Source organism: Acinetobacter sp. WA-87 (genome assembly GCF_039938935.1).
Lineage (GTDB): Bacteria > Pseudomonadota > Gammaproteobacteria > Pseudomonadales > Moraxellaceae > Acinetobacter > Acinetobacter seifertii.
On the sequence record NZ_JBDUVF010000004.1, the window covers coordinates 254,950 to 267,037 of the forward strand.

13 protein-coding genes are annotated in these 12,088 nt (G+C 40.4%); 4 read left to right on the forward strand and 9 right to left on the reverse strand.

What is annotated here, in order from left to right; all coding sequences use genetic code 11:
- Positions 1-65 precede the first annotated feature (65 nt).
- Positions 66-722, forward strand: a complete 657-nt coding sequence (locus ABFY81_RS13670; RefSeq protein WP_347913975.1) for a 4'-phosphopantetheinyl transferase superfamily protein — start codon at positions 66-68, stop codon at positions 720-722.
- A 67-nt stretch (positions 723-789) separates the two neighbouring features.
- Here ABFY81_RS13670 and secB read toward each other — a convergent pair whose 3' ends face one another.
- The 4 genes from secB to rsgA form a co-directional block, all read right to left on the reverse strand.
- Positions 790-1,248 carry a protein-export chaperone SecB gene (gene secB, locus ABFY81_RS13675; RefSeq protein ID WP_004698753.1) on the reverse strand — a complete coding sequence of 153 codons (459 nt, stop codon included), beginning with the start codon at positions 1,246-1,248 and terminating at the stop codon, positions 790-792.
- A 27-nt stretch (positions 1,249-1,275) separates the two neighbouring features.
- Positions 1,276-1,533: a glutaredoxin 3 gene (grxC, locus tag ABFY81_RS13680; RefSeq protein ID WP_002114715.1), complete on the reverse strand. Its 258-nt coding sequence runs from the start codon at positions 1,531-1,533 to the stop codon at positions 1,276-1,278.
- Positions 1,534-1,544: 11 nt separating this feature from the next.
- The gene (locus ABFY81_RS13685) at positions 1,545-1,961 is read right to left on the reverse strand and encodes a rhodanese-like domain-containing protein (RefSeq protein WP_000443006.1); all 417 of its coding nucleotides are present in this window, start codon (positions 1,959-1,961) and stop codon (positions 1,545-1,547) included.
- Positions 1,962-2,058: 97 nt separating this feature from the next.
- Positions 2,059-3,117 (reverse strand): ribosome small subunit-dependent GTPase A, encoded by a 1,059-nt coding sequence (rsgA, locus tag ABFY81_RS13690; protein ID WP_347913976.1) that lies wholly within the window; start codon positions 3,115-3,117, stop codon positions 2,059-2,061.
- A gap of 125 nt (positions 3,118-3,242) precedes the next feature.
- Between rsgA and orn the strand changes: the two genes are divergently transcribed.
- The 3 genes from orn to ABFY81_RS13705 all read left to right on the forward strand — a co-directional run bounded on the left by orn (position 3,243) and on the right by ABFY81_RS13705 (position 5,634).
- Positions 3,243-3,809 (forward strand): oligoribonuclease, encoded by a 567-nt coding sequence (gene orn / locus ABFY81_RS13695; protein WP_005302306.1) that lies wholly within the window; start codon positions 3,243-3,245, stop codon positions 3,807-3,809.
- Positions 3,810-3,962: 153 nt separating this feature from the next.
- On the forward strand, positions 3,963-4,694 hold the full coding sequence (locus ABFY81_RS13700; protein ID WP_004698738.1) for a Bax inhibitor-1/YccA family protein: 732 nt from the start codon (positions 3,963-3,965) through the stop codon (positions 4,692-4,694).
- 136 nt (positions 4,695-4,830) lie between these two features.
- Positions 4,831-5,634, forward strand: a complete 804-nt coding sequence (locus ABFY81_RS13705) for an enoyl-ACP reductase (RefSeq protein WP_004698737.1) — start codon at positions 4,831-4,833, stop codon at positions 5,632-5,634.
- Between the two features lie 69 nt (positions 5,635-5,703).
- On the opposite strand, the gene ABFY81_RS13710 is transcribed toward ABFY81_RS13705, so the two are convergent.
- The 5 genes from ABFY81_RS13710 to lptE form a co-directional block, all read right to left on the reverse strand.
- Complete coding sequence (locus ABFY81_RS13710) at positions 5,704-7,098, reverse strand: efflux transporter outer membrane subunit (RefSeq protein WP_347914014.1); 1,395 nt, start codon at positions 7,096-7,098, stop codon at positions 5,704-5,706.
- A 22-nt stretch (positions 7,099-7,120) separates the two neighbouring features.
- Positions 7,121-9,115: a MacB family efflux pump subunit gene (locus tag ABFY81_RS13715; RefSeq protein WP_347913977.1), complete on the reverse strand. Its 1,995-nt coding sequence runs from the start codon at positions 9,113-9,115 to the stop codon at positions 7,121-7,123.
- A 2-nt stretch (positions 9,116-9,117) separates the two neighbouring features.
- A complete protein-coding gene (locus ABFY81_RS13720; RefSeq protein ID WP_347913978.1) occupies positions 9,118-10,458 on the reverse strand; it encodes a MacA family efflux pump subunit in 1,341 nt (446 codons plus the stop codon).
- Positions 10,459-10,566: 108 nt separating this feature from the next.
- Positions 10,567-11,556: a DNA polymerase III subunit delta gene (gene holA, locus ABFY81_RS13725; protein WP_004698728.1), complete on the reverse strand. Its 990-nt coding sequence runs from the start codon at positions 11,554-11,556 to the stop codon at positions 10,567-10,569.
- Between the two features lie 20 nt (positions 11,557-11,576).
- Positions 11,577-12,086, reverse strand: a complete 510-nt coding sequence (gene lptE, locus ABFY81_RS13730) for an LPS assembly lipoprotein LptE (protein ID WP_004698727.1) — start codon at positions 12,084-12,086, stop codon at positions 11,577-11,579.
- Positions 12,087-12,088: the final 2 nt, after the last annotated feature.

The following is a 12,088-nucleotide window of genomic DNA, read 5'->3' on the forward strand; positions in this document are numbered from 1 at the left end:
ATATGGTTTAATAAGTTATTGTTACTTTTATATTAGCTTTACTCCCAGATAGAATGGATTTAAAAATGATTGAGAGAAATATTGAAGTCTATACAGGGAAGCTAGATACATTTTTAAAACAACAACAAAAAGACTTTCCCGACTTTCGTACATTTAATGATTATAAAAAGCAGCAAATACAGCACATTAAAAATAAGTTATTAGCTCAAAAGTTAAGTGTAAACCCAACAGATTTGCAATTTGCAAAACATGAATATGGCAAACCTTATTTATTGGACCATACTTTGCATTTTAACCATTCGCATAGTCAGCAATATTATGCTTTGGCGCTAAGTGAACGTGTTAAAGATATTGGTATAGATGTTGAAGAACTGGATCGTAAAGTCCGTTTAGATAGTCTGGCTCAACATGCCTTTCATCCTGATGAATATGCAACATGGCAAACTCTAGAACAAGATAGAGAGTTTTGGTTTAAAGTTTGGACCACTAAAGAAGCTGTTTTAAAAGCTTCAGGTCTTGGTATACGTTTGGATTTAAATACTTTAAATACTCAAGTGCATCCTACCAATCATGGTGGATTATGTTCGCATGAACTTATTGGAACGTTTGCTTATCAAAACTTTATCTTAGGTAACATGATTTTAACGGTCGCATGGCGTTCCGAGCAGTCTTGCCGTGGGTTTCAGTTTCCTTCTATTCAGCTTCATTCGCTTGATGGCTAATAAACGAAACAGTAGATATAAAAAAACCGCGAATTACGCGGTTTTTTTGTTTAGAGCAAGCTATAAATTAAGCTTGACCTTCAACGGCAGCAGCTTGAGCACGTTCCATATTTGCTTCGAACTCTGCATCAAAATTGATAGGAGTAAGAAGTAATTGAGGGAAGCTACCCTTAGTGACTAAGTCATTTACAGCTTCACGTAAGAACGGGAACAAAATGTTCGGGCAGTATGCACCCAAAATGTAAGGTAAGCGATCTTCTTCGATGTTATCGATTAAGAAAATACCAGATTGAGTTACATCTACGATGAACGCTGTTTCATTGTCATTATTGGCTTCAACCACAACTTTTAAAGATACTTCAAAGTGAGTTGGGTCAATCTTTTCTGCAGCAGAAGAAAGATTGATGTTAAGTTCAGGTTGCCATTGTTTAGTAAAAACTTGTGCCCCTGGAACCTCAAAAGAAATATCTTTTGTATAAATACGTTCTAAAGCTAATTGTGGTTGAACTTGTTGTTCTTCGCTCATTGTTTTTTCCTTAATATGGATGCGAGGTTAAGCCAATAATTCGTCGAGTTTACCTTCACGCTCTAAAGCATAAAGTTGGTCAAAACCACCGATAAACTGATCATTAATAAAAATTTGCGGAACAGTACGATGATTAGTGCGTTGCATTAATTCAACACGTACTTCTGGAGCTTCAACAGAAAGATTTACTTCTTTGTAAGCAACACCTTTACGCTCAAGTAATTGTTTCGCGCGAACGCAATACGGGCATACAGAAGTTGAGTAAACAATGACATTTGCTGCCATAACAATTCTCCTTAAGCTTTTGGTTTGCTTTTAACGAGAGGTAAGCCTTGAGCTTTCCAGTTACTGATACCACCATCAAGGCGATAGCTGTCATGGTGAGCAACTTTCTGTAAAGCGCTACCAGCAACTTGCCCTAGGTTACAGATAAATACCAATGGACGGTCACTTGCTTTTAATTCATCAGCATGACTTGCAATTTGGCTATAAGGAATATTGCGGCTACCACTAATGTGACCTTCGCGGAAGTCTTTGCTGTCGCGTAAGTCAATCAAAAGAGCATTTTTCGCTTTCACTAAAATACCAAGCGACTGTGGAGAAATTTTACGACCGTTACGTTGACCTTCAAAAATGAAGAACAATACGATCAAGACTCCGAGTGTACCAAACAAAATGGGGTGATTCCCCATAAACTCTAACCAGCGTTCCACAAGTCACCTAAAAAAATTAAAAACAAAATTGACCTAGAGTATAGCGTATATAGATGGTGATCAAAATCACCACTTCAAGGGCAAAAGGGGTAGAAAATTAGTTTTTTTGCTGCGCTTCTTGAATCTCATCGATTAAACGTAAGAAGCTATCTAAACGTCGTGGCAAAATTTCACCTGCTTCAACAGCCTGTTTTAAACCACAGTTCTTTTCATGAGTATGCGTACAATTACGGAACTGACATGAACCTAAATGCGCTTCAATTTCAGGGAAGCCCATACGAATTTTTTCTAAATCGAGATGCCAAAGTCCAAACTCACGAATTCCCGGCGAATCAATTAAGGCACCATTTTTACCAAAGTTGATTAAGCGCGTAGAGGTTGTTGTGTGTTGGCCAAGTGCAGAGTTTTCAGAAATGATATTGGTTTTCTGCTCGGCATCTGGAATAAGCACATTAATAAGTGAGCTTTTACCCACCCCTGACTGACCGACAAAAGCAACGGTTTCACCATCAAGTCGTTGAGACAATGCTGAAATATCGCCTTTAGAATGACAAATCAAGCTCTCATAACCTAAATCTTCATACTCTTTAAGCATGTCGAGAATTGAGTCATTTTCAGTCAGTAAATCTGATTTATTCAGTACTAAAAGAGCAGGAATATTTGCATCTGCACAGGCGACTAAGTAGCGGTCAATCAAAGTAGGTGCTGGTTCTGGAAGCGGAGCAAAAACAATAACGATTAAACTAATATTGGCTGCTACAGGTTTTACTTTGTGATAACGGTCTGGACGAGTAAGCAGTGAAGTACGTGGGTGAATTGCAGTAATAATCCCTAAGCCTGTGTTAGGGTCTGCTTGCCACTTCACTCGGTCACCCGTGACCAGTAATTCAAGATTTGTACGGGTGTGACAACGCCATACGCTTTTGAGCTCAATCGGTTTCCAAAATGGTTCTGGTTCGCCTTCGGCAACTTGAGGTTTTTCTGGGTGATGCTCGGGTACAGAAAGTGCCTGTACTTCAAGTTGACGGCCATAGTGCTGTACAACCAGTCCATCTAGATCTTGTGAAGTATCCACTTCTTCTTGGCGAGTTTTATGCTGTTTTTCAATACGACGTTGCTGTTGCTCAGTTAAACGACGCTTACGAATTAGAGCCATTCATATCCCAAAAAAACCATTGTTTGAAGACCGCAAAAATAGCACGAAGCTGGTATGGAATTACAGCGCAGAAGCAAGAAATTTGCTACTATTGATGTTTTTACGGCATTTTAGAACGTACATACATGAGCAGTACTTTAAATACACGATTAATTTGGATTGATCTGGAAATGACCGGATTAGATACCGATAATGACCAAATTATTGAAATCGCAACAATTATTACAGATGATCATTTAAATGTACTTGCCGAAGGTCCGGTTTTAGCCGTTCACCAGCCTGACCGTATTTTAAATGCAATGGATGAGTGGAATACTCGCCAGCATGGGCAATCTGGTCTGATTGAACGAGTTCGTCGCAGCAAATTAACAGCTCGTGATGCTGAGTTACAAACTTTAGAATTCCTAAAAAAATGGGTGAATCCAAAAGTTTCACCCATGTGTGGTAACTCGATCTGTCAGGATCGCCGTTTCTTACACCGTCTTATGCCTGAACTTGAGCAGTATTTCCACTACCGTAATCTTGATGTATCTACGGTAAAAGAACTTTCAAAACGCTGGCGCCCTGAAATCATGAGCGGTTTGAAAAAGAATGCATCGCATTTGGCAATGGATGATATTCGTGACTCGATTTCCGAGTTGAAATACTACCGTGAATATTTTTTTATCATGAACACTGACGGTAAAGATTAATGACTTTGCCTGAGTGATATGAAAGGGAGGCTATTGCCTCCTTTTTATTGTTTAAAGGGGATTGTTACAATAATGCCGATCGCCTGATTTGGCTTTCATATTCATTTTGCTTAAAATGATGTTTTAAATTTTTATTATAAAAAGAGAGCATTTATGCAAAGTAATAACCCGATACTGACTCGCGTTGAAACGGTCAGTGACTATAGTCAACCGATGACCGTGCAAGGTGCGATTCAAAAATCTGTGATGTTGACCATCATTGCTGCCGCAGTGGGTGTCGCTTTATTTTTCTATGCAGCCTTTACTGCAAATGTTGGTATTGCTTATGCAGCTTCAATTGTGGGTGCAATTGGTGGTTTGGTTTTAGCTTTAATTACAACGTTTAAACCAACAACTGCGCCAACATTGGCAATTCCGTATGCCTTATTTGAAGGGGCGTTTCTAGGTGGTATTTCGTTTACTTTCCAGTTGAAATATCCTGGCGTTCCTCTTCAAGCTTTATTGGCAACCTTCGTAACCACTTTAGTGATGTTTGGCTTATATAAGTTTCAAATTATACGCGCTACTGAAAAGTTCAAATCAGTTGTGATCTCTGCATCTTTAGCGATCTTTATTGTATTTATCGTGCAGATGGTGATGCGCTTAGCGTTTGGCTCAAGCGTTCCTTATATTTTTGAAAGTAACTGGTTAGGAATTGGTTTTGCTGCATTCGTTGCAGTTATTGCTTCACTTAACCTAATTTTAGATTTTGATTTAATTGAAACTAACGCAGCATATCGTGCTCCAAAATTCATGGAATGGTTGTGTGGTATTGCGTTGCTTGCAACTTTAGTCTGGATGTATATCTCGTTCTTACGTCTACTTGGCTTATTGTCTGATGACTAAAATTTAGATCATAAAAAGTCGCTCCGCTATAGGGGCGATTTTTTTTCGTGCGATTTTTGAAAAAAGATGCATTATGCAATTTCGAAAACTGATGAATATTGGCATTATGCTGAAAATTGTTTTGAGTGAGATCGGCATGACACAAGGACTTTTAGCAGGTAAGCGCTTTTTGATTGCAGGCGTTGCTAGTAAATTATCAATTGCTTTTGGTATTGCCCAAGCATTACACCGTGAAGGTGCTGAGCTTGCATTTACTTATCCGAACGAAAAATTAAAAAAACGTGTAGATGAGTTTGCTGAGCAATTCGGTTCTAAGCTTGTGTTTCCATGTGATGTTGCAGTTGATGCTGAAATTGATAATGCATTTGCGGAACTTGCAAAACATTGGGATGGCCTAGACGGTGTTGTGCACTCAATCGGCTTTGCTCCTGCACACACACTTGACGGTGACTTCACTGACGTGACTGACCGTGACGGTTTTAAAATTGCTCATGACATTAGCGCATACAGCTTTGTTGCAATGGCACGTGCTGCAAAACCTTTATTACAAGCTCGCCAAGGTTGTTTATTAACTTTGACTTACCAAGGTTCTGAGCGCGTTATGCCTAACTACAATGTAATGGGTATGGCGAAAGCATCTTTAGAAGCTGGTGTTCGTTACTTGGCATCAAGCTTAGGTGTTGATGGTATCCGTGTAAACGCGATTTCTGCAGGTCCAATCCGTACTTTAGCTGCTTCTGGTATTAAATCTTTCCGTAAAATGTTAGATGCTAACGAAAAAGTTGCACCATTAAAGCGTAACGTAACAATTGAAGAAGTAGGTAATGCCGCGTTATTCCTATGCTCACCTTGGGCTTCAGGTATTACTGGTGAAATTCTATATGTAGATGGTGGTTTCAATACTGTAGGTATGAGCCAATCTATGATGGATGATGAATAAGTTTTAAAATTTATTCAGACATAAAAAAAGCCGTAGTTGAAGGACTACGGCTTTTTTAGTGGGCGCAAGTTATTGAGGCAACTCTTTTACAGGCGAACCACCTAATGCCTGCATAAGGGTAACATAAGCGTTGTATTGGCTTTGCTTGGTTTCAACAAGACTCAAGCGCGCAGTACGTGTAGTTTGCTGAGCATCGAGAAGTGTTTTTAATGCAACAGCACCATAACGATAACGCACTTCAGTTAAACGTTCGGTTTTTTCTGCAAGTTCAACATTACGTGCTTGAAACTCTACTTGTTTGTCGAGTTCAGTACGACTTGATAATGCATTTTCTACATCAGCAAAAGCTTGATAAAGCGTTTGGCGATATTGAATAATCGCTTTTTCATAGTCTAGGTCGCTAATCGCAATATTTTTTTTCATATCGTTATATTGCAAAAACGGTAAGCTTAAACTCGCCCCAAGTGTAAGGGCAGGGTTGCGTAACAACTCCGTTAACGACGTGCTACTTGAACCTAAACTACTGGTTAAGCTAATTGATGGATAGTAGCTTGCTTTTGTTGCATCTTTGGTTGCCAGAGTTTCTCGTAAGCGAAGCTCGGCTGCTTGCAAGTCTGGACGACGTGACAAAATATCCGCTGGCAAACCCGCACCAATAGCAGGGAGAGCAGTACGTGGTAAACGTTGTGGTTCTTGAATGTTGAGCTGTTGTACAGGTTCATGCAATAACACTGCAATGGCTGTGCGGGTTTCAACAAGCTGTTGTTCAATTTGACTTAAACTTGCTTTCTGGCTTTGAACAGACTGTTCGGCTTGCGTGAGGTCTAAGCCTGAAACTGCGCCAGCTTTATATTGGGTTTGAACCAACTGATAAAGCTTTTGTGAAGTGGCTAAGCTTTGCTGCGCAGTTGCATAACGTTCATTTAAATAGCCGAGTTGCCAGTAGAGTTTCGCTGTAGTAGCAATCAGACTTTGCCCTGTAGACTGCAAATCTTGTTCAGTTGCTAAGGCTTCCCATTTACTCGCTTCGGTTTGACGAGCAAGCTTGCCAAACAAATCAAGCTCATAGCTTACACCCGCACTCATTGATAAGCCTTTAGAGCTATCATCACCTGAATTTAAATCAAAAGTATGACCTGTAGAAACACTTGAACTGGTACGTAAGCCTTGTTGATTTGCAGTTAAATCAGCTTTTAAACGAGCTTGCTTTAAGGTGATTCCTGCAACAGCCAAATCGCTATTGCGTTGTAACACGTTACTTACAAGCTGGTTGAGCTGAGCATCGTTAAAAAGCGTCCACCAACGGTCAGAATATTGCTCGACTGATGCTGTTTTTGTTTTAGTTGCATCGTATTGGAAGCTATCCGGAACCTGTACAGACGGCGCTTGGTAAGGTGTTTTAACCATTGCTGCACATCCCACAAGAGAACTGGTGAGGAGAAGTGCTGCGCTAAGTTTAGTCATTGAAAAAGACATGCAATTTTCCTTATTCTCGTGATAGTGCTGCAACAGGATCGAGTTTTGCGGCATTTTTGGCAGGCAAGAAACCGAATACGACACCAATTAATGTTGAGCAAACAAATGCAGCTACAATCGAAGTCGTAGAATATGCCACTGCGAAATTACCTGCCGCTACTTTGTTAATGAGCTGTCCTAGACCCAGCGAAAGCAATACGCCAAGTACACCACCAATTAAACACACTAAAATTGCTTCGATTAGGAACTGCTGCAAAATATCACTTTGTCGAGCGCCGACAGCCATACGTACCCCAATCTCTTGTGTACGTTCAGTCACCGAAACCAACATAATATTCATTACACCGATACCACCAACTACAAGAGAAATGACAGCAATTGCTGAAACTAGAAGCGTCATAGTACTGGTTGTTTTCTCAATGGTTTGACGGATACTGTCACTATTCATTGTGAAAATATCTTGAGCACCATGTCTTTGTGTGAGTAAGTTAACAATCGCATTTTCGGCTGCACTAGTTGAGTATTGATCATTAATACGAACCACAATATTACGGACATTGGCTTGTCCCAACATGCGGCTCATGACTGTGGTATAGGGCATATATACATTGAGTGTGTCATCTGAACCCATACCGCTAGTTTGAGGCTCTACAATACCGATAATACGAGCAGGTACACTACCGAGTAATACCACTTGCCCAATTGGGTTGGTACCATCACTAAAGAACTGCTTTTGTGTATTGGTATCAATCACAACATCTTGTGAACGGTCACGTACACTACGCTGATCAAAGGTTTGTCCATCTTTAAAAACCAAACCCTTTACATCAAAATAATCGTTGCTCACACCGTTAATAGTCGCGTTTGCTTCATTTTGCTGATAACGCATTGTTTTTGATGTACTGACCATTGGACTGACCGCACTTACATAAGGCTGGGTCATTAATGCATCCGCATCGGCAGGAACCAGAGTTTTAAAACTGGCTGTTTTGGAGTTGTCACCAAAACCTTTACCCTGAAAAACTGTAATGGTATTGGTACCGAGACCGCTAATATTTTCTAAAATCTGCTTTTGCGAGCCATTACCCAGTGCGACAACCGTTACCACGGAAGCAATCCCGATAATAATACCTAACATGGTGAGGAAGGTACGCATACGGTGGGCATTCATGGACAGTAAAGCCATTTGGAAAGCTTCAGATAAGCGGTCTAAAGTTGAGCGCCAAGCCGAAATACTTTTACCTTTTTTCTGCTTGTTTTGTAGAGCAGGGGCTGCATCTGGGTCAGATTTAACTTCTTCTGTAGATTGGTCTGGAGCATTAGGACGGTCACTAATAATTTCCCCGTCACTAATTTCAATAATACGCGTTGCATTTTTTGCAACTTGCATATCGTGTGTGACCAAAATAATGGTATGACCAGCGGCATTAAGTTCACGTAAAATTCGCATGACCTCAACACCGCTATGTGAATCGAGCGCACCCGTTGGCTCATCGGCCAAGATTACATCACCACCATTCATGAGGGCACGTGCAATTGAAACACGTTGCTGTTGACCACCCGAAAGCTGGCTTGGTCGGTTTTGTGTTTTAGTCCCTAAGCCTAATTCAGTGAGTAGCGCTGTTGCACGCTGTTTACGATCATAAGGTGTAACACCTGCATAAACAGCTGGGACTTCAACGTTACCTTCAGCAGATAAGTCACCGAGCAAATGATAGCGCTGGAAAATAAAACCAAAATATTCACGGCGTAACTGTGCTAACTGGTCGGGTTCTAGCTTACCTGTTTCTTGGCCATTAACCTTATAACTACCACTCGTTGGGCGGTCCAGACAGCCTAAAATATTCATGAGTGTTGATTTACCAGAGCCGGACTGACCGACAATGGCAACCAGTTCGCCTTCATAAATGGTCAGGTCAATGCCTTTTAAAATTTGAATCGTGCTTTCGCCAGCAGGGAATTCCCGGACCAGATTGCTGACTTCAAGCAAAGCTTGTTTTGTCATGCTTACATTCCCATTGGACCGCTACGGCGACGGTTATTACCACTATTTGCAGAAGCTGCAGAGTTTTCTGAACTATCAGCAATCACAACTTGGTCACCTTGTTTTAATCCGGCAAGTACTTGTGCGTTTACACGGTTGTTAATACCCACCAAAATTTGCGTTGGTTTAGTTGTTCCATCTGCTTGTAAAATACGCACTACACTAAGCGTTGCCTTACCTTGTTCAACCAGTTGTTTTTGTTCAGCAGTTAAATTTAAGCGTTCTAAACGAGCACCATTACCTTCATGTTTTCGCTCTGCTCTTGGTGTAGAGCTTGCTTTGTCAGCTGTTTGACCAGGTTTTCTTTGACCAGAAAATTGTTTACTACTTAAAGCAGAAGATGGAACCAGTAAAGCATTCTTTGCTGAATCTAGTACGATATAAACTTGAGCAGTCATATCAATACGTAATTTGCCATCTGTATTTGGAACATCAAATAAAGCGTTGTAATAAACGGCTGAACTTGTAGTTGAGCTTGTCGTACTTGTTGTTTCACTAGAAATTGAATCTGGAGCTGGTTCAATCTGACGCAATGTCGCATAGCGTTTAGTTTCATCGCCTAGAGTAGTGAAGTAGACTTGTTGGCCTTTTTCTACTCGCATAATATCAGCTTCACTCACCTGTGCTTTAATCGTCATATTTTGTAGTTTTGCAATTTTAACGATCGTTGGAGCACTTTGGTTTGCGTTTACGGTTTGACCTTCTTCAGTCACAATCGCAACAACCGTACCATCAGTTGGCGCAACAATACGTGTATAGCCAATATTTGTTTGTGCTGTTGAACGAGTGACTTTCGCAGACTCAATTTGTGCATCTAATGCTTTAACTTGTGCCTGAGCTGTTTTATAAGCAGCTTCAGCTGACTCTAAGTCGGCACGAGGTGTCGCATCTTGAGCATACATTTGTTGCTGACGACGATACTCAAGTTGTTTTTCATTTAAAGATGCTACTTGTTGAAGGCGCTGTGCTTCCAAGTTTTTAATGTTGGCATCAGATGTTTTTAAACTGTTTTCTTGGGTAGTTGAGTCAATTTGTGCAATCAGTTGGCCTTGTTTTACATGATCACCAAGTTGCACATACATTTTTTTTACCTGACCAGACACCTGAGCACCCACACTAATCAGTTTGGTTGCATCAAGTGTACCTGTGGCAAGTACATTATTTTCAATGTCTCCGCGAGTTACCTCTGCTGTAATATATTGAGGCTGCTGCTGTTTAGGCTTTAAAAATTTCCAAGCTAGCGCAGCAATAACGGCTATACAGACGACAATAATAACGAGTTTAATTGGCTTTATTTTTGGCATGGCAAGAGGTCGAAAAGTCTAAAATTTCACTTAGTATAAAAGTCAAATGAGGATAAAACGTGAATTTTTATGATATTTCAACAAAAGCAGCCGCCCAATTTCTAAGCGCTATTGTATAAATAATGTTTTCCCACACAACTCGGCAATGGCCTGTTGCATTAAATGTTCGGCATTTTCATTCGACATGCCTTTGATCGCAGCATCGATTTGCAAGAGTAGAGTAGACCAGCCTAAAAACTGTTGTGGATTGAGTCTTCTCAAAGCTTGTTGATATAAGCTAACTTTTGTTTTCCAGATTCCTAGTTGCAATGCATTATGCGGTTGTTCAAACAACTGCATGAGTAAACGCATTTCTTTACTTAATGTCCATAAGATCAGGCTTTCAGGTTCACCAGAACCAATTAAATACTGGAAAATCTTAATCGACTGGGCAAGATTACCTTCTAATAAAGCATCACTTAAATCGTAAGTGGTGTAACGAGATTGATCTTGTAGACATGCATATAACTGTTCAATTTGAATCAGCTTTTGGTCTGGGAAAGTATCTCGTACGCGCATTAAGCTATTTTTAGCAGCGAGTAAGTTGTGCTCATGATGCTGCATGAGCCACTGCCAAGCATCATTGTCGAGTTGAATTTCGAGCTTGTCTGCTTCGGCAGTTAAAATTCGTTGACGGTCTTGCGGGTAGTTGGCAGTTAGTGCAACCACAACGCCGTTTGCTTCAACGACTTGGAAAAAAGCAGACTTTAAACTGCTACTGTCTTGTTTAGGTAAAACAATTAACAGCAGGTTAGTTTCATTGTGCTGAATATAGCTTTTAAGCTGTTTTAGACCATTTGCATCGGGCTTGATATTGCCATGAACTTCAATCGCAAGTTGCTGCGAAAATAAAGACAAGCTGTTCAGTGCATTAAAAACATTTTTCCAGTCACTCACACTACTAATGTCATAGCGCTGTCTTTCAATGTCTTGCTGCTGCCAGCTTTTGCGGAAAGTATCTAATAAGTTTTGTTCAAGTAATGGTTCCTGTCCATGCAGAATCCACGCACCCCGAGCTTCCGGAATGCGTTTAAGAGCTTGTAAATAGTCAAGTTTCATTACTTAAGAACAATTAAATCTTATGGTTGAGCTTTTGGTAAGCGGTTTGCTGAAATTTGACGAGTAATTTGCTGTGCAATGTCATCAATCACAATACGTTGTAAGTAACCTTCTTGCTGGTTCTCAGTGTTAACCGTTGCCAAGTCGTATTGATAACTACGAGATGCAGTTAAAGTACGTGGCTCGGTAATTTTATTACCTTGACGGTCTTCAATTTGGAAAGTCACAGTCAAGCGTAACAACACTTCTGTAAGCTTACCATTTAGAAGTTGACGACGCGGTGTGTACTCTAAAACATGAAGAACATACGCATCGTTATCATTACTGAACTGAACGCCATTTGCAGCTAAATACACTTTTAATTGTGTTTCTAGGTCATCGGTTTTTGCCGGTAACTCAAGGCTTAACTTTTTATAAACAAGTGGAGTCGCAGTCGGGTTAGTTCCTTTTAAATGGAAACCACACCCGACTAAGCCTGCACTAAGGCCTAAGGTTAAAACAACAGCGGCTAAACGTTTGGCTAAGTGCATGC